17 protein-coding genes, 1 tRNA gene and 2 pseudogenes are annotated in these 24,208 nt (G+C 33.2%); 11 read left to right on the top strand and 9 right to left on the bottom strand.

Annotated elements, in window-relative coordinates; all coding sequences use genetic code 11:
- Window positions 1–2: 2 nt before the first annotated feature.
- Window positions 3–239 carry a hypothetical protein gene (locus ACFIML_RS03715; protein WP_375606372.1) on the bottom strand — a complete coding sequence of 79 codons (237 nt, stop codon included), beginning with the start codon at window positions 237–239 and terminating at the stop codon, window positions 3–5.
- Window positions 240–594: 355 nt separating this feature from the next.
- Between ACFIML_RS03715 and ACFIML_RS03720 the strand changes: the two are divergent.
- The 4 genes and pseudogenes from ACFIML_RS03720 to ACFIML_RS03735 all read left to right on the top strand — a co-directional run bounded on the left by ACFIML_RS03720 (window position 595) and on the right by ACFIML_RS03735 (window position 5,210).
- Window positions 595–2,744: pseudogene (locus ACFIML_RS03720) on the top strand (transglycosylase domain-containing protein).
- A 17-nt stretch (window positions 2,745–2,761) separates the two neighbouring features.
- Entirely contained in the window at window positions 2,762–3,358 is a 597-nt protein-coding gene (locus ACFIML_RS03725) for a DUF1214 domain-containing protein (protein ID WP_375687386.1), read from the top strand.
- On the top strand, window positions 3,351–3,890 hold the full coding sequence (locus ACFIML_RS03730; protein ID WP_375687388.1) for a hypothetical protein: 540 nt from the start codon (window positions 3,351–3,353) through the stop codon (window positions 3,888–3,890). Before ACFIML_RS03725 ends, ACFIML_RS03730 begins: the two co-directional genes overlap by 8 nt.
- Before the next feature lie 534 nt (window positions 3,891–4,424).
- The gene (locus ACFIML_RS03735; RefSeq protein WP_375687390.1) at window positions 4,425–5,210 is read left to right on the top strand and encodes a DUF1499 domain-containing protein; all 786 of its coding nucleotides are present in this window, start codon (window positions 4,425–4,427) and stop codon (window positions 5,208–5,210) included.
- Between the two features lie 1,100 nt (window positions 5,211–6,310).
- Here ACFIML_RS03735 and ACFIML_RS03740 read toward each other — a convergent pair.
- The 3 genes from ACFIML_RS03740 to ACFIML_RS03750 all read right to left on the bottom strand — a co-directional run bounded on the left by ACFIML_RS03740 (window position 6,311) and on the right by ACFIML_RS03750 (window position 10,854).
- Window positions 6,311–6,556, bottom strand: coding sequence for a hypothetical protein (locus ACFIML_RS03740; RefSeq protein ID WP_375606377.1), 246 nt, complete (start codon window positions 6,554–6,556; stop codon window positions 6,311–6,313).
- A 1,056-nt stretch (window positions 6,557–7,612) separates the two neighbouring features.
- Complete coding sequence (locus tag ACFIML_RS03745) at window positions 7,613–7,942, bottom strand: hypothetical protein (RefSeq protein WP_375606378.1); 330 nt, start codon at window positions 7,940–7,942, stop codon at window positions 7,613–7,615.
- Between the two features lie 2,303 nt (window positions 7,943–10,245).
- Window positions 10,246–10,854 carry a hypothetical protein gene (locus tag ACFIML_RS03750; RefSeq protein ID WP_375687392.1) on the bottom strand — a complete coding sequence of 203 codons (609 nt, stop codon included), beginning with the start codon at window positions 10,852–10,854 and terminating at the stop codon, window positions 10,246–10,248.
- 242 nt (window positions 10,855–11,096) lie between these two features.
- On the opposite strand from ACFIML_RS03750, the gene ACFIML_RS03755 reads away from it, so the two are divergent.
- The 4 genes from ACFIML_RS03755 to ACFIML_RS03770 are packed head-to-tail and all read left to right on the top strand — an operon-like array spanning window position 11,097 to window position 14,494.
- Window positions 11,097–11,936: an ABC transporter transmembrane domain-containing protein gene (locus tag ACFIML_RS03755; RefSeq protein WP_375606380.1), complete on the top strand. Its 840-nt coding sequence runs from the start codon at window positions 11,097–11,099 to the stop codon at window positions 11,934–11,936.
- A gap of 32 nt (window positions 11,937–11,968) precedes the next feature.
- Window positions 11,969–12,715: an ATP-binding cassette domain-containing protein gene (locus tag ACFIML_RS03760; RefSeq protein WP_375606381.1), complete on the top strand. Its 747-nt coding sequence runs from the start codon at window positions 11,969–11,971 to the stop codon at window positions 12,713–12,715.
- The gene (locus ACFIML_RS03765) at window positions 12,705–14,030 is read left to right on the top strand and encodes an HlyD family type I secretion periplasmic adaptor subunit (protein ID WP_375687395.1); all 1,326 of its coding nucleotides are present in this window, start codon (window positions 12,705–12,707) and stop codon (window positions 14,028–14,030) included. Before ACFIML_RS03760 ends, ACFIML_RS03765 begins: the two co-directional genes overlap by 11 nt.
- Entirely contained in the window at window positions 14,030–14,494 is a 465-nt protein-coding gene (locus tag ACFIML_RS03770; RefSeq protein WP_375687397.1) for a toxin-activating lysine-acyltransferase, read from the top strand. Before ACFIML_RS03765 ends, ACFIML_RS03770 begins: the two co-directional genes overlap by 1 nt.
- Window positions 14,495–14,719: 225 nt before the next feature.
- Here the strand turns inward: ACFIML_RS03770 and ACFIML_RS03775 are convergent.
- Window positions 14,720–14,794 (bottom strand) — tRNA-Gln (locus ACFIML_RS03775).
- A gap of 875 nt (window positions 14,795–15,669) precedes the next feature.
- Here ACFIML_RS03775 and ACFIML_RS03780 point away from each other — a divergent pair.
- Complete coding sequence (locus tag ACFIML_RS03780) at window positions 15,670–16,272, top strand: superoxide dismutase (protein ID WP_375606385.1); 603 nt, start codon at window positions 15,670–15,672, stop codon at window positions 16,270–16,272.
- An 82-nt stretch (window positions 16,273–16,354) separates the two neighbouring features.
- Here ACFIML_RS03780 and ACFIML_RS03785 read toward each other — a convergent pair whose 3' ends face one another.
- Window positions 16,355–18,448, bottom strand: a complete 2,094-nt coding sequence (locus tag ACFIML_RS03785; RefSeq protein WP_375609100.1) for a S9 family peptidase — start codon at window positions 18,446–18,448, stop codon at window positions 16,355–16,357.
- A gap of 854 nt (window positions 18,449–19,302) precedes the next feature.
- Between ACFIML_RS03785 and ACFIML_RS03790 the strand changes: the two genes are divergently transcribed.
- A complete protein-coding gene (locus ACFIML_RS03790; protein ID WP_012754848.1) occupies window positions 19,303–19,740 on the top strand; it encodes a MucR family transcriptional regulator in 438 nt (145 codons plus the stop codon).
- 98 nt (window positions 19,741–19,838) lie between these two features.
- Here ACFIML_RS03790 and ACFIML_RS03795 read toward each other — a convergent pair whose 3' ends face one another.
- Together ACFIML_RS03795 and ACFIML_RS03800 are read right to left on the bottom strand one after the other, a co-directional pair.
- Window positions 19,839–20,249, bottom strand: coding sequence for a SufE family protein (locus ACFIML_RS03795; protein ID WP_375606387.1), 411 nt, complete (start codon window positions 20,247–20,249; stop codon window positions 19,839–19,841).
- Window positions 20,250–20,357: 108 nt separating this feature from the next.
- A pseudogene (locus tag ACFIML_RS03800) lies at window positions 20,358–20,733 on the bottom strand (DUF5330 domain-containing protein).
- 1,056 nt (window positions 20,734–21,789) lie between these two features.
- Between ACFIML_RS03800 and ACFIML_RS03805 the strand changes: the two are divergent.
- A complete protein-coding gene (locus tag ACFIML_RS03805) occupies window positions 21,790–22,623 on the top strand; it encodes a peptidoglycan-binding domain-containing protein (protein WP_375606388.1) in 834 nt (277 codons plus the stop codon).
- Between the two features lie 892 nt (window positions 22,624–23,515).
- On the opposite strand, the gene ACFIML_RS03810 is transcribed toward ACFIML_RS03805, so the two are convergent.
- Entirely contained in the window at window positions 23,516–23,641 is a 126-nt protein-coding gene (locus tag ACFIML_RS03810; RefSeq protein WP_375614987.1) for a hypothetical protein, read from the bottom strand.
- Window positions 23,642–24,208: the final 567 nt, after the last annotated feature.

Consider the following 24,208-nt stretch of genomic DNA (forward strand, 5'->3'; position numbering starts at 1 on the left):
AACTAATCAGCAGGAACAAAAAACTCAACACGACGTAATTTTTCACCATTACGGGCTGGTACAACAACCACAATTGCACACATGTCCTTTCCATCCTGAACAACCGGTTTTGAACGGACGAGAACCCCACTCTCTTGCGCAGCAGCCTTCTTACCTAATTCAGCACACCCCGAAGCTAGAACATAATCTGCTTCTAAAAAAGCTGCTATTATTACAAACAAGAATTTTTTTTTCATCATAAATATTTCAATAACCCATCTCTTCTCTTCCTTGATAAAGGATAAAAGAAATAATGGTTTTTTTTGGTCGATTAAAAAATCACAAATGGAAAAACTTTATCCTCTATCTTACAAAAGTAACATATTAACATTAATCCAAATTTTTAAAAAATCAAAAAAATATTTTTAATAATGAGAATAAAATTTATTCAATAAAATAATAAAATAATAAAATATTAATATACTATCTTACAAAAAATGCATAATTCTAAAACAAATTCTTTCTCTGTTATAACTATAGAAAAAAAATACTTCTACTCCATATACTTATTGTAGATTTGTTTGGTTGTATTGCTTTGCCATAGGCTCTCTTTAAATGTTTGATTTTTTTAAAAAAAAGAAAGGGCAACACCGTAAGCCATTTCATAGTCCTGCTCTCATTGAATTAGACGCACGATTAGACACAGCGCTTTATCACATTCGTTCTGCTAACAGTTTTTTCTGGAAAAAGGCAAAAATCGTCTCACAAAATTTTCATCTTCAAGGATGGAAACGTTTTATCGTTGAAGTTCTCGATGAAATACTAACATTAGGGTTGATGGGATTTACTCTTTTCACCATTTTGGGCATTTCTGTTTTTGAACTTACCAAAACAGATTGGTCTTCTCCTAAAAACTTTTCCATTCTTTTTCTCGATCTCTATGGAAATCCAATTGGACACCGTGGTGCAATGCCGGCTATTTCTGTCCCTGTTGAAGAAATGCCTGACACTGTTATTAAAGCCGTTCTTGCCACAGAAGACCGTCGTTTTTTTGATCATTGGGGCGTTGATTTTCAAGGACTTACACGGGCAATTTCACAAAATATTCAAGCTAAAGGGGTGGTGCAAGGTGGTTCAACTCTCACACAACAATTGGCTAAAAATTTATTCTTAACAAACGAGAGAACCATAACACGTAAAATCAAAGAAGCTTATCTTGCTCTTTGGCTAGAAGCAAATTTTAGCAAAAAGCAGATTTTGCAACTTTATCTTGATCGAGCCTATATGGGAGGAAACAATTTTGGTATTGCAGCCGCTGCAAAATTTTATTTTGGAAAAGATATCCGTCATGTATCTTTGAGTGAATCTGCTATGTTAGCAGGACTCTTTAAAGCTCCAACAAAATATGCCCCTCATAGTCATCTCTTTGCTGCTCAAACACGTGCCAATGTCGTCCTTTCTAATCTTGTTAATAGTGGCTTTATGACGAAAAGCCAGATTATCAACGCGCATCGCCACCCTGCTAGGGCCCTTCCCCAAATAGACAATAATCAGCCTGATTATTTTCTTGATTGGGCATTCGAGGAAGTCAAAAAAATGCGCAATCAACTTCCAAGCCATAGTTTAATTATTCAAACGACCCTTGATCCGAATATTCAAAAAGCAGCAGAAGAATCAATTGCCTATCATTTACATCAATATGGTCAACAATATCGTGTAACACAAGCAGCCACCGTTATACTCGATAATAACGGTGCGGTATGTGCAATTGTTGGAGGACTAGATTACAAAAAGAGCCAATTTAACAGAGCAACACAGGGCGGTCGACAACCTGGTTCTTCATTCAAACCTTATGTTTATGCAGCCGCAATGGAACATGGATTATCACCCTCAACAATCGTTCTAGATGCTCCCATCAATTGGGGAGGTTGGACACCCAAAAATAATTCTGGTCGTTATCTGGGAAAAATTGACTTAGCAACAGCTTTAGCCTTTTCCATTAATACAGTCCCTGTTTATCTCACCTACCAATATCTTAACCGCGATACCCAACCTATCATAGATCTCATTAAAAATATGGGGATTAACGCGCATATTTTATCACACAAAACGATGGTTCTTGGCACTTCCAACATGACCCCCATGGATCAAGCTACAGGCTTTAATGTCTTTGCCAATGGAGGAATAGCGGGTAATCGTCATGGGTTTACGCAAATCAAAACAATTGGTGGTCGTGTTGTGTGGGATTTCGAACATAACGGAAAAAAACTACACCGAGTTCTGAGTGAACAATCAGCAGCTTATATGAATCAAATGATGGTGGGTGTCACAACACGAGGATCTGGTAAGCGTGCTGCGTTGCCCATGACTCTTGTCGCTGGGAAAACTGGAACATCACAATCTTATCGTGATGCTTGGTTTGTTGGCTTTACGGGAAATTATACGGGAGCGGTATGGATGGGAAATGATAATTTTTCACCGATGAATCGTGCTTTTGGGGGTGGCGTTCCTGCCATGATATGGCATCGTATCATGCTTGCTGCGCATCAAAATATTATGCTCAAACAGCTCTATGGTGTTAAAGATTCTCTCCTTCCTTATCAGCCTCCAGTACTTTCTTCCCGTGTAGATTCTGAAGTTTCCTCCCAAATACCCTCTACGCTTTCTCCTGAAACATTAAATATCGTGCGATTGATTAACAAAGATCTGAAAAAACCTCTTCAATCTCTTTGAAGATGAAAACAACTGGAGATTCAACATTTTGAATTCAAGATATTCACTGATGTTTTTTAATATCACCATTTTCTTTTTTATCTTCGCTTTTTCCATTTTATGTGGAACACTGAGTGTCGATTATGTACTCAATTCCTTTCATCACTTTGGACACTTTAGAATTGGAAAATGGAGTGCTTATCCACAAATGGGAACCGCCAATATGGATCCTTATACCCGCGCTCGCACCGCTAAACAAGGCATAGTTTCACTCGGACGAACTGAAGGTATTCAATTCCAGATTTGGCAAGATAACCAAGGGCGTCCACTTCATCATCACTGTCATTATTTGCTCAAAGGCACCATCCCTGAAACCCGTCTTTTTACCCTTTATACAGCTGACAAATCCCTTAAACCCTATACTTCATCCAAAGAAATACCTTTTGAACTTCACACTAACAATATTATCTATGAGCATGATGGCTCATTGCGCATCAATATTTCACCCACACCGCAAACCGGTAATTGGCTTGCAACAATTAGTCAAAAAGAATTCGGGCTTATTCTTACTTTATACGATACTCCAATCATCTCAGCAACGGCATTACAAAAGCTCACAATGCCCTCTATAGAACAAATTCCATCAGGACAAATAAATTGTGATTAGATTTATTTATACCGCACTTCTTGCAATCATTGGCGCTATTATCGTTCATATTTGCGTTCTCTTTCTGATCCCCTATTGGGCACAAGATAATATATGGACAGCACTAAAAAAATCTGGAACCTCTTATCAATTTGTCGATTTTACGCCCAATAATCCTATTCAGCAATCTGCTGATCCACTCTTTCTTCTTAAAGTCTGCAGATTTAATCTTGAAAATGGACCTGTTCATTTAAAAGCTTTGAAAACACAACAATTTTGGTCACTAGCAGCCTACACACACGACGGAATTATTTTCTATAGCCTTAATGACCGAACAGCCCCTGATGCGACACTTGATCTTATCATTGGAAAACCAATACAAATCATAGAACTCAAAAAATCAAAACCTAAAAAAAATGCCAATTCAGTTTTGGTTGCTAAAAATTTGAATGAAGGGTTTGTTATTTTACGTATTTTTGTCCCTTCTTCCCTTGCAAAAAAAGAAAGTGAAGCTTTTCTTTCATCTGCGACCTGTCGCATATTTTATGAATAAAAACGGACTAACCTCTCATTTGTACAATACCTTACTTTCTGTACAAAATACATGAAGCCTATCAAAATGGTTATCTTTTTTCTCTATTAATCAAATATTCGAATTCAGATTTATCTGATTGTAGATCCCTCAATTTTTTATTGAGGTAGAATGAAATCTCTATTGCACATAATCATATCCTATTTGAGACGCATTATCTGACAGAAAAAACTCCCCGCCATTAGAAGAGAAAAATCAAGAGTAAAGTTCTAAAAATATATGCTGCTAACAACCGTAGAACTTGTTATTTGAGTTTACTTCTTTTTATTTACAAAAATTCCCATAAAGTTCGCATCAACAACATGATAAACTATAGAAGAAATATTGTTTACCTTCAATGAAGTGCTAAAATAACCGCTGGAAACTTATAAGACATTACGCATCCTTGACCTTAAAAATAAGTGCTTTATTTTTGGTTTATGAGCAGAAGCTTTTTGTAAGATAGCACTCTGAAAAAACTTGGCTTATAGTTTACAATTGAGGGGAAAAAACTTCATGAAGAAGAGATATGTTCGATTCGTTTCAAGAGCAGCAGTATGGTCCCCTCGATTTGGTGGTTTAGCCTTCTTTATTTTATTATTTTCAGTCATTTTACAACGTTTTTCCTTACTTAACGTAAGCGACTTCATAATCTTGATAGGTATCTCTACTGGCTGTGTAATTATTTCTCTTTTTCTGGCTCTTAAAGCACTTCATAGTTTGTGGGTCTATGGTGCTCTAGGGGGAATGAAAGCTTTAAAAGGGATCATTTATTCATTAATAACTGCGACACCATTGATGCTCTTTTTTGGACTTTGGTTTAGCTTACCAGCTCTTTACGATATTTCTACCGATACACAAAGACCACCGGCTTTTTTTCGCACAATACGTCCCAGCGATGCTTTACCGCTCAAAAGTGTTTTGACTGAACAAGCAGCAATACAGATCTCACAATGGCCAGAAATATCGGGGCGCCGTTATGATGGCTCACCTGATCGTATTTGCGAATCTGTTCTCAATGTTTTAGAAGCCTATGATTGGCCTGTTGTAGCGCAAAGAGAATTCAAAGGCGAAGAAAATGAAATTTACATTGAAACAATGGCCAAAACTTTTTACCTTGGCTTTATTTCAGATATTGTTATTCGTTTAACGAATGAAGGGGATACAACTTTTGTTGATATGCGTTCTGCTTCTCGTTATTTGCCAAGAGATTTGGGAACCAATGCTGCTTTTATTATCGATTTTATGGATGCGCTTGATACAGAAATCGCCTCACTTCCTCTTTCTCAAGATGATGAGTAGAAACTAGAAGTATAGTAAGTTATATTAGTAAATCAGCTTATTTTTCAATAAATTATGATATATAAGAAAATAATCACTTTTCAAAAACTATAAACTAAAAATTCTTATACAAAAGATAATATTCTTAAACCTAACCATTCTTGAAATAATGAAAAAGATTAAAAAAATAGGAAATAAAAAACAGAAATATTGATAATAATATTAAAGTCTCTTTGTCTAACTGTAATCAGTAAATATTTTTTAAATTTTAATATTAAATAAATATTATAAAAATCATTTTTCATATAAATAACGTATACAAATAAAAACTGTTATAGAAAGTAATATAACAAATATAATGAACAAAAATGTGCTTAACAACATTTTTTTCACAATTTCTTTGTTACTATAACCTTTAAATTTATACCGTAAAAACATTGCATAGAAAAATATAAAGAAAGCACATGTAGAAGATAATAATTCTGCAATAATACGAATAATATCACTCATAAAAAAATCCAAATTAAAAACATATAAAAACAATAAACATTAATATATATTATTTCATATAAAAATTAATAATTTAAAATAATATAAAAAACGAATTTATTATTAATTAATGATTTAATTTTAATATTTTTTTCATTACATACCTTAGATACATAATACAATTTAAATAAATATAATTAAACAAAAAATGCAAAAAATAATTCATAAAATATATTAAAAATATAGATAACAAATAAAATTTCCAAATTAATCTATAATTATAAATTAATAATGAATAATCATTTTTCATAGAAATAACGTATATAAATAAAAAATGTCATAGAAAATAATATAACGAACAAAAATATTCTTAACAAAATTTTTTTCCAAATTTCTTTTTTACTATAACCTTTAGATTTATAATATGAAAACAATGTATAGAAAAATATAAATAAAGCACCTATAGAAAATAATAATTCTACAATAATACGAATAAGATCATTCATAAAAAAAAATCCAAATTAAATATATAATTTTGTAAAATTATGCACCTAAATCTTCCTGTCAAGTTTGTAGACACATAATTATGCCTACAAGCTTGTTCATTTTAGAAATATCTGCTGATTTTTATATTAGCGATAACATCCATAGAGTGTATTTCCTACACCTGTAGCAAATCCTACTCCAGTGCCAACTCTTCCTCCTAACATTAGACCTTCCGCAGCGCCTATTGGTCCTCCAACTGACCACCCCATAAGTCCACCAGTTACCACTCCCATATCATGTCCGATATGTCCGATATGTCCCATTGACAATCCTGCAGAGAGATAATCTCCAACAGTACACCCAGGTCGAGATCCACTACTTGAAAAATTCATTGATGAAATATTTGACCACGTATTAGGAACATATAAAACCTCCTTGTTTATTAAAAAATGTATTAGAGAGATACAATTAAAATGGTTTAATATTTTATTTAAATATATTTAATACACTATTAAATAAATTAATTTTATAGTATATATTCATAAAAAATATTATAAAAATTAATATAAAAATTAAGCTTATTATAAATAATAATATATTTCTTTTATATTCTTTCGTATTATAATTTTTATATTTATTTTGCAATAATAAATAATATATTATTGTAATTACACTTATTATTGAAAGTAATATATTTACAATAAAATGACTAAAATCTTCCCACATTAATAATAACCACTAAAATAGTTAATAATAAAATTATAAAATATAATTTATCTAATTTTATTTTTACATAAGATTATATTTACATTAGTAAAATACTTATAAATAAAGATAAAACACATCAAATATTTTATATATTAATATCATTTATTAAATAATAAAGTCCAAAATATATTATAAAGTATATAATAATTATAACTACCCCCAATTTAATAGATTTTTTCCAAGTAGGAAATTGTAATTTATAAAAAAGTATACTTAAAATTAAAAAAATGTTTGTTGCAAGTAATGCATTTTTAATATTAAATAAAATATCTCCCATAATATTTTCCAATTAATTAAATAATTTAATACATAATATTATGATATATAAAAACTAGTTAAACAATATATTAATTTACAAATAACTTAACTAAATAAAACAAAATAAAGAACACACTAAAAAATAAAATTATTCTTATTAATGATTTTTTTTTAATATTTTTTTCATCGTATCCCTTAGAGACATAATACAATTCAAACAAAGATATAAATATACTTAAACAACAAACTGTAAAAAATAATTCAGAAAAGATACTTAAAATATACATAACACATAAAATTTCCAAATTAAAATATAAATCAATTTATTAATGAAATATACTCTATAAACACCTATAGACATATTTATTAAAATATGTCTATAATATTACTATAACTTTAAATATATATTAAAATATTATAACTTAATAGCATACATTATACCGAAAACCTATCCCCACAAGTCCTCCAAGACCGTAGCCAACACCAGAACCAATTGCACCACCAGTTCCCGCTCCTGCCAACGTACCCGCTCCTGCTCCGAATGCTCCCGCGACACCTCCTATAATTACTCCACCAGTCTGTCCTATATGATATCCTACTAATCCCGATGAATGTGCTGTCGAGAGATAATCTCCAACAGTACACCCAGGTCGTGATCCACTGCTTGAAAAATTCATTGATGAAATATTTGACCACGTATTAGAAACATGAGACCAACCATTAGAAAAACTAGAACTAAATGAACCAAACATATAAATCCCCCTTTATATTTTGTAAAAAAACATATCAGAACGATACAATTAAGATGGTTAGCATGCAGTTTAGCACGGCTATTAGCACTCTATCAAGCTACTTAGGGGCTTATTTAGCCAATCGGCTTACGCTAGAATTTGGACGACGCGTTTACACCCATCTTTTAAGGCTCTCCTGCCTGTTTTACGCCATTAGCAAATGGGAGAACTGTTTTCACGTATTGGAAAGATTAATACAATTCGTGCTTTTTAAGAAAAAACTCTGTAAAACAAATAAACTTAGCAAATTTGATTATAAACTTATAGCTACATAAATTTATAGATACGCAAACAATCTATAACAAAAAATAGAATTTTCGTATAGAATGTTGCTTTTTCTATCTCTTTTTAACTAAGTCAGCTCATTTTCTGAAATGTAAAAAGTCTACATAGATATAAAACAAATACTAAAAATAAATCTTATTTAACCTGATAAAAAACATATCATATATAATAATATTTTAATTTAAAATAATTTATCTATTTTACGAATGATTTTATATATATAGAGATATAGATAGAAATTTAGAATTCTATAAATAATAAACTTAACTCAAATAAATCTAATTTTATATTCTTTTCAACTTCTTAATCTAAGTATATAAGAAAAAATTTTTAAATTATACATAATAAGAAAGTAAAAACATAATATATATAATTAAAAATAATATAAACTTATTTAAATGAAAGTTGTTTTTTATAATAAGTTAAATATAAATACTAATATCTAATATATTTAAAAGAAAAATAAATAAAAAAATGCTAAAAAGAACAAAAAGAACAAAACAAATGTCTTAAGCGATTCCTTTATACTATTTTTCCAACTGTCACCACTGTATCTATAAATTACTGTCACCACTGTATCTATAAATTAATGCAAATAAAAATATAAAAATAAATATTGAATACAACACATCAAAAACATTACTCATTAATAGTGAAATAATATTATCACCAATATACATAATAAACATCCGAAATAAAATATCTATTATCACACACAAAAATATCCCTGAAATCAGTTTAGCCATAGCTTTAAAGTATGTTTACAATATCACTGATCTCAGAAATATCTTACTAGCTATTTTCTAAATAAATTAGAAACAGCCTCCCTCCATTTTACGGATGGCATTGATTGTACTTATCTTTTAAACCGTTAACAGCTCCCATTACTCCGCCTGCGGCTGCTCCTTCCGGACACCACTTAATAAACCAATTAATGCTCCTGTGCCTCCCTTTATGACCGCTGATTCAACATAATCGCCTACTTCACAACTTGGATTCGGATGGCATTGATTGTATTTATCTACCATGGCGTCACCAGATCTTCTAGTCCACCTACTACTGCTCCACTCACAAAGCCAGCACCTGCACCTCCTAGTTTAGCAATAGAACCTCCGACTGCACACCAGCAACACCTCCTACTAATGCTCCTACGATGCCGCCTGCGCTTGCTGCTTGGGAATGAGCGCCTGCGCTACAATCATCTTCTTCTGGAAAAAGCCAACTTTTTGGATGTGAGTTACTAATTGAATTATGTGATGAGCATGCTATTTAGCAAAAAATAAACTATAATTTGTAAAAATATATAAATTATAATAAATAATAAAATACTGATAACAACTTTATTTTATATTATTTTAAAATTCCCATATATTCAATTAATAAATTTGCAGCATAATATAATATAAAAAACCTAACTGTTGATAATGTTGTCCTTTTTATACTCCAGTTCTCACCTTTAAATCTATTGTAAGAAAACATGCAAAGTCCAAATCCAATTGCTGTCACTAAGGAGCTAGTAAAAGTATGCATAACAAAAAATCCAGACTGAAATTTCATCTACTTTATGAAGTCTTTAATATATATAGAAAGTATAATTCAAATAATAAACTTAACTTAATTAAGTATAATTTTATATATAAACAATATTTATAAAATTCCCATATATTTAACTAATAAATTTCCAGCATAATATAATATAAAAAACATAATTGTTGATAATATTGTCCTTTTTATACTCCAGTTCTCACCTTTAAATCTATTGTAAGAGAACATTAAAAATCCACATATAAACGTTGCCAATAAGGAGCCAGTAAAAGTATTCATAAAAAAAAATCCAAAATAAAATATCTATTATTACACACAAAAATATCCCTGAAATCAGTTTAGCCATAGCTTTAAAGTATGTTTACAATATCACTGATCTCAGAAATATCTTACTAGCTATTTTCTAAATAAATTAGAAACAATGTCCCTCCACTTTACGGATGACATTGATTGTACTTATCTATCAAACCGCTAACAGCTCCCATTACTCCGCCTGCGACTGCTCCTTCCGGACCACTTAATAAACCAATTAATGCTCCTGCGCCTCCCTTTATGGCTGCTGATTCGACATAATCGCCTGCTTCACAACTTGGATTCGGATGGCATTCATTGTACTTATCTATCAAACCGTTAGCAGCTCCTCCTAATCCGCCTGCTAGTGCTACTTCCGGCCCCAATAATGCACCACTTGCTGCTCCTATGCCTCCGTGTATGGCAGCTGCTTCAACATAATCGCTTGTTTCACACCTTGGTGCCGTATAGCATTTATTGTATTTATCTACCACAGCGTCACCAGCTCCTGCTAGTCCACCTCCTATTGCTCCATTGACAAAGCCAGAACCAACACCTCCCGGTCCAGAAAAAAGACCTCCAACTGCACCAGCAATACCTCCTATTAATTCTCCTACGATGCCACCTGCACCTGCTGCTTGGGAATGAGCACCTGCGCTACAATCATCTTCTTCTGGAAAAAGCCAACTTTTTGGATGTGAACTACTACTTGAATCATGCGATGAGCTTGAACTACGCTTTTTATTATCCATTATATATATTTAAAATACTGTATCATAATGATGCAGTGAGAAATTCTTTACTTATTACTTTATAAGAAGTCAAACATAAGTTGTAAAAATAATAATAAAAATACTGTATAAATAATAAATACATTATGTTTATATTATATTCATACAAAATGTATATTTTGTTGAGTAATAATACTATTTACAATACTGTTTAAATATGCGACATCCATCGCTCTTTCTCTTAAACAAAATCATAAAATCAAATGAGTCATTCACAAGAAAAACCTGTAGCCTTCTCTTGGTTTACAAGAACAACAAAGAAATATATTTATTATGTCATCGAACTCAGTTGCGTTGCTGTTGTTTTGCGTTTGTTGGGCTTGGTAAATCCTTTTATTTTTCAAGCGATTATTGACCGTATTCTCCCTTTTCAGCGTATTGAAAGTCTCTATGCTATCGTTGTCTTGATGGTTGCTATCATGCTGTTTAGCACAGCTCTTAGCACTCTATCAGGTTATTTAGGAGCTTATTTAGCCAATCGGCTTACGCTAGAATTTGGACGGCGCATTTATACCCATCTTTTAAGTCTCTCTTTGCCCACTTTACGCCGTTGGCAAGTGGGAGAATTGTTTTCACGTATTGGAGAGGTTGATACAATTCGCGGTTTTTTAACAGGAACCATCACCACAACTGTGCTAAATGTTCTCTTTGCCATTATTTATATTGTTGCACTCTTTTCCATTAGTCCGAAACTGACCTTCATTGTCCTTATCATTTTACCTTTACAAATGGGTTCTTTAGCGTTGGTCGGTCCCTTCTTGCGCCGCCAATTACGCCGTTCTTTCACTCTGCAAGCTGTCCATAAATCGTGCCTTATTGAAAGTTTTACCAATCTTGAAGCCATTAAAGCACACGTAAAAGAAGCTGCTCATACGGTACGCATGCAAGAAACTCTAGCACGTAGTCTGGATCAAAGCCTTACAACCAGTAAATTGCATCTTCTCAATGGAGCTATGAGCCATATTTTTGGTGATCTTTTCACTATTTTTATTATCTTATTGCCTTTCATCTTCTTGCAGGCAATGTTTCTGGTCCTATCTTAAGCCTTGCATCCCTATGGGAAGAATGGCAGCATTTGAAAATCTCTCGTCTTCGTTTGGGCGATATTCTTAACTCCCCTCCAGAATGGGAAGAAGAAAAACCGCCTCTTCAACTCAGTGCTCCTCCTCATCTTGAAGCCAACGATCTCTGTTTTTCTTATGGAGATAAGTCCATTATCAATCATCTTGATATCTGTTTACAACCTGGGCAACCAATTATGTTACTTGGTCCTTCAGGGTGCGGAAAAACAACCTTGGCGAAGCTCTTTTGTGGACTCTACCCCCCAACAAGCGGAAAGATATTGATTAACGCCCAACCTTTACAGAATTTTGATGTCCGTAGCGTGCGTGAAACTATCGCGTATTTTCCTCAAAATCCTTGCCTTTTTTCCGGAACCATTCTTGAGAATATGCTTCTTGCAAAACCAGATGCCACTAAAGATGAAATCGACGCTGCACTATATATTAGTGCTTGCCATGATTTGATTGCTCAATTACCTCTAGGACTCCATACTCAAGTAGGAGAGCAAGGTGGTTTTTTATCAGGTGGTCAGCGCCAACGCTTGGCTTTGGCTTGTTTTTTTCTGATAAACCCAAGCCTTCTTATTTTGGATGAACCTACTTCCGCATTGGATGACGCTGTCAGTGCACAAATTGTTGAGCATTTATATAAACTTTCACAAGATCGTATTGTTCTTGTTATTACCCACAAAAGTGACCTCTTTCCTCAACATGCAACCGTCTTAAACTTTACTGATTTGGAGGCAAAAAATGGCAGATAAAGCTCCTTATTTGCGCCTTTTGTCACCAACGCTTCATATGGTGGTTGCTGTTTTGATTGCTTTATTTCTCTTTATTGTGATCGGCAGCTTTATCGCAAAAACAGAGATTGTTGCACGGGGGCAAGGAAGTGTTATTCCCACCACCTATGTTCAGCTTGTCCAAGCGCAAAATACAGGACGCATTGAAAAAATCCTTGTAAAAGAAGGGCAATTTGTTCATCAAGGGGATCTCCTTATTCAATTAGATCCCCGTGAAGCCCTCAATGAGTGCGCACGTGTTCAAGCAGATATCGCGCAACAAACTCTTCAAGCACAAATCGCAACAGCTATTTTAACAGCTTTGCATGAAAGTGATCCTTTGGATAAAGATTTTGTGACCAAAGGGCTTGCCTATCTGCCAGCTCCTCCTTCTGGCAACACGACTGCAAGAATAGAAGGTGAAAAACTCATTAGCGCTACCCTTCAATCTCTCCAAGATAAATTAAGAGCGCTAAAAGCACAAGCGGACCGCGTCGAGCGCAGCGGTGCAACACAACATGCGCAATTAGATAGGTTGGAAGATGATCGTCAATTAAGCCAAGGAAAATTAAAAGCTGCAAAAAGCCTGATGGAAACAAAAGTCATTAGCCAAGCCGTTTACTTAGAGCGTTTACATGACTTTAAAAATGTCGAGCATGAAATTTTAACCAATCAAAGACATTTGGAAGAAAATGCCGCCGAAATAAATACCCTCCGCCAACAACGGAAAAGTCTCATTTCCGATGAAATCGCCCGCTATCGGCAACTTTCGCGTGAAACAGAACTGAATCTTCAAGGATTAAAAGCAAAGCTTGATAGCACTCAATACCATCTTGACCACTTATCACTTTATGCACCTGTTGATGGACGTATCGATGATTTAAGTACCCATACTTTGGGTGGCTTTGTAGAGGCTGGTAAAACTCTCATGCGCATTGTCCCTGGTGCGGGCGGTCTCATTATTGAAGCATTTTTTGATAATCGAGATATTGGTTTTTTAGAAAAGGGCCAACGTGCTTACATCAAGTTTTCTGCCTTTCCGCCTGAACGTTTCGGTGTTATCCACGGCTCAGTCGTTAATGTAGGCGCTACAGCACGCTATAATAAAGAAATTAATGGTGTCTACGCTGTTTTAATCAAAATTGACCAAGATTATATCACTTTGAATAACAAACAATTTAAATTTATCCCTGGCATGACTGTAACAACGGATGTCATTACCTCAAAACGGCGTCTCATTTCTTATTTCTTTGAACCTATCACCAAAATTTTAGAACAGTCCCTAAAGGAAAGATAATGTCTGTAAATGAAAATCCATCACCATCACTCATAGATCCTCTTACGGCTTTGGGTGCCATGGTTGTTTTAATGCTTACATCTCCCTTATACCGCCGCTGGCGAGTTTGGGATATAGACCGAAACTTAGGTCCAGCTTTACAGACTGGGCAATACAAGCTCTATAAAAATGAACGTGGAGAATTTTGCGCCTTTATCACCTGGGCTTTTTTAGATGAGAAAAATCATCAATCTATGCTTGAAAAGGGAGAATTTTTACCCGATGCCAATTGGCAAAATGGAAAATACGTATGGTTTATTGATTGTGTAGCACCTTATGGCCATACTGCTCATATTGTACGTGATATGCAACGAAATATATTTCCTGATCAGCGTTATTGTTATGCTGTACGACGTAATGAAGATGGTGGAATAAGAAAAATCGCACGCTGGTGTTGTTATAGAGCGCAAAATCCAGCCAAATAGTTTTTCTAAAGCAAGTGCGCATAAATCATTTAAGCCCCACTCTTATAAAGAAAAATCCCTAAAATAACTATTTTGACTATAGTTATAGTAAGAGCCACTCCGCTACAAACGCGTATTTCCCCTCTGACCAATCCGATATGAATGGCTAAAGATAATATAAGAGGTTTAATCCACTCTCAAGTCTATGATTTCTCAAGTTTATGATTGATTCATTTCACTAAAGGCTGGCTGGGGTACCTGGATTCGAACCAGGGAATGCCGGTACCAAAAACCGGTGCCTTACCGCTTGGCTATACCCCAAAAAAACACGCTTTATAGCGACTCCTGCACCTTATAGCGATTCCTGTGATTGGACGCAATATCTGAAAATCAAAGACCTTACTTTTTTATCATAAAATTTCTGAGTCTTGTATGGCATTGCCATCGATACAAATTCGTAGCAGAAACTGATATACAATTGTGATTTTAACATAAGTAGCAACCATTTATCCACCAATTATTTTGCTCTTTGTATTGAGGTCTTAGGAACAGAACATGAAAATCTTTCAGTTTACTCATGTATCTAATAAATTTGCATATGATTTACTTTTCTTGATATATTAAAATCTCATCTTGCTCAATTTAAGAAAAAAGCTGTCACCACATTGGCAACCGGTAAGTGTATGATAGTGTTGCTGTGCTCTTGCATTAAGCATAAAGATGGTAATGTCCACTAATTTTTACATTATATTATTCATGGGTAGCACCATAAAATAAAATCAAGCACATTGAAAAATATTTCCTAAAAAATAACACTTAATATTCTGTTGAAAACATTATGATACACCAATAAACTGGAAGAGTTTTGCAAAAATTAAAAACATTTTATATGGTATTTGAAAAAATAGATATACAAAAACAAGGAATAATAGCTATTTCCATTTACTTTTTATTCAAAAGATAATGATATTCATTACCCGCTCATAGATGTAAAAAATCTTCAGAAGCAATCTTTATGTAGACCAATACCCTTTTTGATTGATGAATATACATTTCCTAAAAGCTTCTTTTACAAAAAGAGAGACATTAAAACTATTTCATACAAACTAGGTATTCAACATTTGCTTTTAAATTCGGTAAATGGCAAATTAGGCTTATGAAATAAGCTTAACAATTAGAATCGAGGAGATTTTTAAATGGCTTTTGAATTGCCCCCGTTGCCTTATGATTACGATGCCCTTTCGCCTTATATGTCACGCGAAACGCTTGAATATCATCATGATAAGCATCACCTTGCTTATCTTACCAACACCAATAATTTTGTGAAAGAGTTAGGCTTAGAAAATGAAAGCCTTGAAGATATTGTTAAAAAAAGTTTTGGAAAAAATATTGGTTTGTTTAATAATGCAGCGCAGTATTACAATCATAACCACTTTTGGCTTTGGATGAAAAAAAATGGTGGTGGCCAAAAACTTCCTGAAAAGTTAGCAAAAGCTATTGACGCTGATCTAGGTGGTTATGACAAATTCCGCGCTGATTTTATTGCTGCTGCTAGTGCCCAATTTGGTTCTGGATGGACGTGGGTTGCTGTTAAAGATGGCAAGCTTGAAATTATGAAAACCCCTAATGGTGAAAATCCCTTAGTGCACAATGCTCGCCCTATTTTGGGTGTCGATGTGTGGGAACATTCCTATTACATTGATTATCGCAATGCTCGACCGAAGTACCTCGAATCCTTTGTAGACCATTTAATTAATTGGGACTATGTTTTAGAACTTTATGAAGAATGTGAATTTTAAACTATCTAGATAACTTTTTAGTGTATGAAAGTCTCTATAATCCAATAAATTATCGGAGACTTTCATACAGAAGTATTATGGATTAGCAAAAGTCTTTTCCTGCTATCTTTAGAATATATGCATAGATATAGGCAACTTCTTCTAGCTTTGAAAAACGTCCAGCTGCACCAGCGTGCCCTGAATCCATATTAATACGTAATAAAACTGCATTATCGTCTGTTTTTAGGTCTCGTAATTTTGCCACCCATTTTGCAGGCTCCCAGTAAGTTACACGAGGATCTGTTAATCCTGCCATCACAAGTATAGGGGGATAGTTTTGAGCTTTGACATTATCGTAAGGGGAATAGGAAGCAATAAGCTTATAATCTTCTTCTGATTCAAGAGGGTTCCCCCATTCGCCCCATTCTGGAGGTGTGAGTGGCAATGAAGCATCTAACATTGTCGCTAAGACATCAACAAAAGGCACATTCGCTACGATCCCAGCAAAATCCTGGGGAGCTATATTGGCAATGGCTCCCATCAACATCCCCCCTGCTGAACCACCATGGGCAATCAGCCGGTCGTGAGAAGTGAATTTATTGTTTACAAGGTAACGCCCACAAGCAATAAAATCTGTAAATGTATTGTGCTTAAAGAGATGTTTTCCTTTCTCATACCACTCTACTCCCTTTTCTTTTCCTCCGCGAATATGAGCAATAGCGTAAATAAAACCTCTGTTTACTAGAGAAAGTACATTACTATTGAAACTGGCAGGAATAGAAATCCCATAAGCACCATAACCGTAAAGCAGACAAGGCGCACCACCATCAAGGGGAGTGTTTTTGTGGTAAAAAAGTGAAATAGGAATCTTCTCACCATCGTCTGCTATTGCTATAATCCGTCGTGTTACATATGCATCTTTATTATGCCCAGAGGGAATTATTTGCGTTTTTAAAAGCATTCGTTTACAACTTTTCATCTCATAATCAAACACTTGATCAGGTGTTGTCATAGACGAATAGGAAAAACGAATAGTTGGACTGTTATATTCTGCAACTCCTTGCAGACCTAAAGAATAAGCCTCTTCAGTAAAAGCGATGGAATTAACTTGTTTAGTGGTACGTTCCATTACTTTTATACGTGGAAGCCCCTCAAAACGTTCGATCCAGACAAGAAAATCTTGATAAGCATCATGGGATAATATTAGGCACCCAAGCTGATGTGGGACAAACTCAGACCAATTTTCTGATTGTGGAGATGTATATGGCGCTACCATAATTTTGAAATCTTTTGCATTATCTAAATTGGTTAGAATATAAAAGACATCACCACCCTCTGTAAGTGAATATTCAATACCTTGTTGTCGTTTCCGTACACATTGGGGAACAGTAAAAGGCGCCTCAGCAGGAATTAGCCAGATCTCGGATGTTTCATGATCATGAATATTAATATAAATAACATCATTAAGCTTAGAACCGCTTACATCTAAGAAAAAACCTGGATTGTCTTCACGAAAAATAAGCTTATCTTGTGATTGATCTGTGTTTAATTGGTGATAATAGAGCTCTGAAGGTCGGTGGTTTTTATCCATCTTAGTATAGAAAAAACCTTCAGACCTAGCATCCCATACAATTTGACCAGATGTATCAGTAATTGTGTCCGTACAGTCAGACAATGTCTCAAAATTACGAATTTTAGCTGTATAGAATTCTGATCCTTTGTCATCATAGGTCCATACCACATGTGTATGGTCAGGAGATTCTTGAACTGAACCAAATTTAAAATATTCTTTGCCTTCTGCCAAGACATCACCATTAAGGTACACGTTTTTTTCTCCGCCATTCCTTGGTGTCCGAAAATAATGTGGCTGTTGGCCTCCGGTAACATAAGAGAATCCGTAAGCAAAAGGACCATGTTTTATAGGAACAGAACTATCATTCTCTTGGATCCTGTTTTTCATTTCTGTAAAAAGCAAATCTCGTAATGGTTTTGTATCAGCCATTTGAGCTGATTGATAAGCATTTTCTTTTTCAAGATGCTGTCGAATATTGGGGTCAAGACAGTTAGGATCTTTAAAAACATCTTGCCAGTTAGACGCACGTAGCCAATGATAGGGATCATCACGAAAAATACCATGATATATTTCCTTATGAGTGATTCTAGATGCTTTGGGAGGAATTGCAAAAGTGCGAGTCATACACAATCCTATATTAAAATATGTTAATAGCTTCGTTTATATGTTAGAATCACAATGATTGATGAAAGTGTAAAAATCTATAAGTTCTATTCACTTGCAAAAATAGCACCATGATAATTTTTAAAACTAATACCTTTCTGTTCATTACATATCACAGCTATTGTTTTCTAGGGATATAATACCACTTTTATAATGAAAGTGACGGGTAAAACAATTAAACTATTAGAAAAAGAATTGATTTTTTTTGAAACAGTATAATCGCATAATTTTACAGAAAGGAATAAATATATCTAAAATATTATTATTACTGTATAAAAAATAAAAATGTTCCATCTCCTTTTAACGAATAGTTTTATATTATAAACAATACTATTATGTCATATTTATAATATAGTATTTTTTTATTATTAAATTTTATAAATATAAATAATAAAAATAAATTTAAAACTTATTAAACATAAACTTACTAAACTATAAGTATTCAAAACAAAATATAATAATTTATATATTATATTTTTATAATTAGTAATTTTATTTTTACGTTCTCAAAAAAAATAAATAAATTTTATCATATATTTTTTTATATTTGTGATGTATTATATATTATGTATGATATGTTATAGGGTAAAAATATATTTTATCATGTAATAATTTCGTTTTTCTTATTGTATATTATGACAAAAAATGGGTATTTATTTGATTTTTTTGTGTTTTGGCAATTTTATAGAATAATTGAATTGACAAAAAAGATTTTTGTACAATATGAAACTCATGTGCATGAGATCTTTATATCATGAGTATATGCACTATATCTCGATTTTGAATTACTCAATTTTAAATTAAAGGAAACAAGAATGGAACATCGTGCAGTCTTAGAGACTGAAAGCAATTTAGTTATTACATTGGTTGCTGATATTGTTGCTGCCTACGTGAGTAATAATTCTATTCGACCGACTGAAGTGCCAAGTTTAATTGCTGATGTCCATGCTGCTTTTCGTAAAGCAGGGAATCTAGAGTTAACAGAAGTCGAAGTTGAAAAACAAAGGCCTGCCGTTAATCCGAAGCGTTCAGTATTTCCTGATTATCTCATTTGCCTTGAAGATGGAAAGAAGTTTAAATCTCTAAAGCGTCATCTCATGACACATTATGGAATGTTGCCAGAGGAATATCGTGAAAAATGGCAGTTAGATAGTTCTTATCCTATGGTAGCGCCTAATTATGCAAAAACACGATCGGCTTTGGCCAAAGAAATGGGGCTTGGACGCAAAAGCAAACGGAAAAAAACTAAATAATCTTATTTTGCGAAAAAATGGTTTCATGTATAAAGTTTATTTTAGTATACATGTTTTGTGTGAAGCTTTTGTATATATAGCAATTTCTACCAAAGGTATTACATATAGCTTTCGTTACGAATCCGTTTAATCATTGATTTCAGACCATTTGATCGTTGTGGTGTAAGATTTTCATTTAAACCAAGTTTTTCAAAGAGCTCTTGAGCATCAGAATTGCGAATTTCAGAAGCTTTTTTGCCTGAATAAAAAGCAAGAAGTATATAAATGAGTCCACGCACAATATGAGCATCGGAATCACCTTGAAACGTCAATATTGGATCTTCTGAGTTATTACGTGAAGATAAAAGCCACACTTGGCTAACACAACCAGGAACTTTGTGAGCATCGTTTCGAGCGCTTTCCGGAAAAGGTGGCAATTCATAGCCAAGCTCGATGACATAACGATAACGATCTTCCCAATTATCCAAAAGCGAAAAGTTATCTATAATATTACCGATTGTGTCCGCCATTATTTTAGTCCTGTTTCGTTTGAATAATCATTCTTGAATACACTTATAAAAAATAAATATTTATTCTTCCTAACATAAATAACACGAAGAACGTTAAAAATCCTTATTTCAAGATAACATTGCATGGTTTTGTAAAAACTCTTGTATTTCGATTTTGTAAGAAACATTAGGGAAAGTCTCTGATATTATTTTTGTTTCCTAATATGTTCCCTAAATATTCATAAGCAGCTCTTGCACCGTAATATGCGCGCTCGCCAAGTGAACTTAAAAAGGATTTTCCTACTTTGCAGGTTTTTATATTACGGTCACAAAATGCGCCTAAGTCATTTAAGGCTTCCTTAAAAGCAACAATCACATCGCTCGTTGTTGTCTCATTATTTTGGGGGATAGAAGAATGATTACTGCTTGGATCTGCTACAAAAAATGAAACAATGACAAAAATAAAAAATAAAAAAAATGATAATTTGATTAAAAAACGTATCATGGATAATCAATGTACCGCAGTGGTAAATACAATAAAAGAAGCATTTTATCCACCGTTGCTTTATAAACAATTTATAAAATGTACTTTTTATAAAATTGAGTATTCATGTATTGGATCTATATCATTGGCTTTTTTATAAATATGGCACAATTCCGCTGTATAAAATGGGATACATTGTCTATTCAGTAAAAAATTAACATCAAAATTATACACTTACAAGCTGGTCATGTTAATAAACATACTATGATAAAAAATGAGAGAGATAATCATGTTGTGTACATAATTATTTTAAATAATAATCCACCATCTTAGCTTAGTTGAAAAGGCTAACAAGAGTAAACTCTGTTATTCTGATTCTAGTGTCGATAAAATATTTATATTATCTATAAAATTTTTACTGGAATGTTATAAAAATAGTCAACATGTCGATAAAAACATCAAAAAAATAACTGCATCTCTTATGATTACATCTCAAACCAGTTTTTTTCTATAACATTGTAAACATCAATTTAATTGATACTTATGAAAATTATTTAATAGAAGGAATTTATACAAAAATATAATAATATTGATAGATAATTATTCTTACCAAACCGTTTATGGATAAGTAACCATCTATATGTAAATTATAAAGAATAGATAATGATTGTCATCTTTTTAGTGTTATAGGCAAATATTTTCAATTTTAGTTTAAATAATAGCCAAACATATGCCCCAAAATGAAGAATAACGTGGCATTATTGTTTAGATAATTATATGTGATAATGCAGTTTGCAAACACCAAAATGATCTTGAATGCTAATCATTTGGTGCTCTCTTTATACACATTAAAGATTTATATAAAATAAAATGAAATGAATAAAAGTTGATAAGAACTCTTGTTGATTTATCAACTTATAAATTGATATAATGAAGCCGCTCGTTCTAGGAGTTTGAAAGGAAAATCAATAATGTCAATGCACTTTTCGCTGTCTGAAAATAAGAACTGATTCATATTCGTTTCCTAATTTATATTTGTTTCTTTGTAAAAAATAAACGCAACTGAAAATAAAAGTAATGGCAACAAAACGAAAGACATACCGAAAAAAAAATGTAAAACACCGTAAATACTATAGTAGTATTGTTATAACGCTTCTTCTTATAATTTTTCATTTTATTTTTTGGAGTGTAAAAACTCTTTATTTCTATACAAGAAAAAATACTTTATTTTTTGTTGGATCTCTTCTTTTTAGCATTAGTTTTTTATTTATTTCATTTAATGCTTTATTTTTGCAAATGACAACGCATCAAAATATTTTAACTCAAATGAAATTTTCCTCTGTTCAAAGTATAGGTAAGAGCTCTATTTTATCGGAAAAAGAAGAAAAATCACAAGAACTCTCCCGTGTAACTTCTGTACATTCTCAAAGTCAGAACCACACAAATTCACCTTTACCCTCTCAATCAGCAAGCATGCTGGAAAAGCAAAAAGAACTAACAAAATTAGGCCTTTATGATGGACCATTAGATGGACTGGAAGGACCTAAAACACGCCGAGCCATCACTTTATGGAAACAGCAAACTGCTCAGAGAATGCAAAAGAATGTTCTATCTAATCCCGCAACAGATGAAATCGCGATATTAATTAAGCAAAGCGAAATAGAAACAAACAATACAAAAAATATGACACACTTAAAAGAAGCTATTTTAGAGCCTTCTGTTGAAGATATTATACAAGTGCAAAAAGCTTTACATATTTTTGGGAATGAGGAGGTTATTGTCACAGGAATAGAAGATCAAAAGACGATAGAAGCCTTAAAACAGTTTCAAAAAATATTTGATCTTCCTGTAACAGGTAAAATTAATCACACAATTTTAATGAAAATGCGTGAAGTTGGTTTATTAAATTGAAGTAATCTCTTAATTTATAATGATAATTCATCTTTCGTTTATTTAATATTCCCCTCAAACATTCCTTCATCTCAAGCCCTCTTATATTCAATCAATCAGAATGGTTTTCTTACACATTACATATTGAGCCGTACAATTTGCTGCAAAAAAAACACAACCGATTGCAGAAAAAAGAAATATTGCAAAATAGCAAACGTGCTCGTTCTACCATTTTTATTGCCTCTGATGATAAAAGAACACGAAATTTTTGTAGTATCACGTAAACCTTTCATATCATCGAGCCACGAATTGTCCATATATTATCGTCAATTTGATCTTTATAAATATGATGTAAAGAATTTGTGCAAACATCTGTAAAGATAAGTAGACGTAAGGCTAGTTGTGTTATGATTGTTGTTTCGCAAAGTGTCTGATAAAAAACCAGCACTTCTCTCCAATCTATTGCTGGAAAATTATGTGTTTTATGACATTGTTTTCCTAAGAGAGCGTGTGCGTTTAGTATTGCCTATAAATCAACATCCAAACCTAACGCAGCAGTATGTTTGAAACAAATATTAAGACAGTTTAGTACTTCTCTCAGCTGTCATAGCTTTTGTATGCCAAATGGAGGCAAGAATATTGCGCATCTCTGTTTGTATAATCTCCTTAAAACAGGAAAACAGCCTAATTTGGAAAGAATATGAAAATTTAAGGTAAAAACCAGTTTTCATCTTTGCCATTTCCTTTTAATTCAGCTTTACACCTTTCAATAACATCTAAAGTAATATCTTTAATGGAGATTACCTATTGCCTCATGCTTTTATTTATCACATGTCTTTTTGGCCTCACTCCCCCTCACCTAAAATAAAATGTCCCAAACGGAATATACTTGGATTGCCATTCACGGGCTTTCTTAAAAAACATCTCTAAAGCACCCAAGACCACTTCGCAACAACGCCCGTGAATAATAATAGCAGCCCCAGCGCCGCGCATCATCTTTACGCTTTTTGTCAAGAAGCAAGCCGGCACCATTACACATTTACCTACCTTCAATTTGTGACAGCTCTTGACATTTGAGATGATTCATAAAAGGCATATCCTTACTTTATTTTTTTATCCACAGACACTCATCCCGCCTATAACACACAAAAAACATGGTTTTGATTGATTCATTATAAAAAAAGTCGAAATGAGAGGGTTTTATGATATTTACAGCTTTCATTCAATATAAGAAATAAAAAATTATCATTATAAATCAACAGATTGTGTAACTTTGATATTCCTTCATAAGTGTAAAGACGGTAGTGCATAATGGAGTTTATAAATTTTGGGAAGATTTTCATAAACTTACGGAGAGTTTTACATAATCCCCATTCCACGAATGTCAATGTGAAATGGGGCATCTACTGAGAAATGTCTATATCAAACAGCATGATATGCAAAAAAATGCATTTGTTTGCAGCATTCTATCTTGCGTGAGGAGCTCATTCCCCTATAAAAAAGCAAATGCATAAATTGACTGCACAATAACACGTTTCTCTCTATCAAGAGGTTCGCCAATAGAAAGTGATTAATAATACATCTTTTGTCTATCCTGCTTTATATT

The sequence above is a fragment of the Bartonella sp. AC62GZZY genome (assembly GCF_042196525.1).
Taxonomy (GTDB): Bacteria; Pseudomonadota; Alphaproteobacteria; order Rhizobiales; family Rhizobiaceae; genus Bartonella.

Excerpts from the sequence above, each read along its gene's own strand:
- ACFIML_RS03750 (WP_375687392.1), bottom strand. The coding sequence starts at position 10,854 with ATGGATAATAAAAAGCGTAGTTCAAGCTCATCGCATGATTCAAGTAGT.
- ACFIML_RS03780 (WP_375606385.1), top strand. The coding sequence starts at position 15,670 with ATGGCTTTTGAATTGCCCCCGTTGCCTTATGATTACGATGCCCTTTCG.
- ACFIML_RS03745 (WP_375606378.1), bottom strand. The coding sequence starts at position 7,942 with ATGTTTGGTTCATTTAGTTCTAGTTTTTCTAATGGTTGGTCTCATGTT.
- ACFIML_RS03755 (WP_375606380.1), top strand. The coding sequence starts at position 11,097 with ATGAGTCATTCACAAGAAAAACCTGTAGCCTTCTCTTGGTTTACAAGA.
- ACFIML_RS03810 (WP_375614987.1), bottom strand. The coding sequence starts at position 23,641 with ATGTGTAATGGTGCCGGCTTGCTTCTTGACAAAAAGCGTAAAGATGAT.
- ACFIML_RS03790 (WP_012754848.1), top strand. The coding sequence starts at position 19,303 with ATGGAACATCGTGCAGTCTTAGAGACTGAAAGCAATTTAGTTATTACA.
- ACFIML_RS03770 (WP_375687397.1), top strand. The coding sequence starts at position 14,030 with ATGTCTGTAAATGAAAATCCATCACCATCACTCATAGATCCTCTTACG.
- ACFIML_RS03735 (WP_375687390.1), top strand. The coding sequence starts at position 4,425 with ATGAAGAAGAGATATGTTCGATTCGTTTCAAGAGCAGCAGTATGGTCC.
- ACFIML_RS03740 (WP_375606377.1), bottom strand. The coding sequence starts at position 6,556 with ATGAATTTTTCAAGTAGTGGATCTCGACCTGGGTGTACTGTTGGAGAT.
- ACFIML_RS03785 (WP_375609100.1), bottom strand. The coding sequence starts at position 18,448 with ATGACTCGCACTTTTGCAATTCCTCCCAAAGCATCTAGAATCACTCAT.
- ACFIML_RS03765 (WP_375687395.1), top strand. The coding sequence starts at position 12,705 with ATGGCAGATAAAGCTCCTTATTTGCGCCTTTTGTCACCAACGCTTCAT.
- ACFIML_RS03725 (WP_375687386.1), top strand. The coding sequence starts at position 2,762 with ATGTTTTTTAATATCACCATTTTCTTTTTTATCTTCGCTTTTTCCATT.
- ACFIML_RS03805 (WP_375606388.1), top strand. The coding sequence starts at position 21,790 with ATGGCAACAAAACGAAAGACATACCGAAAAAAAAATGTAAAACACCGT.
- ACFIML_RS03795 (WP_375606387.1), bottom strand. The coding sequence starts at position 20,249 with ATGGCGGACACAATCGGTAATATTATAGATAACTTTTCGCTTTTGGAT.
- ACFIML_RS03715 (WP_375606372.1), bottom strand. The coding sequence starts at position 239 with ATGATGAAAAAAAAATTCTTGTTTGTAATAATAGCAGCTTTTTTAGAA.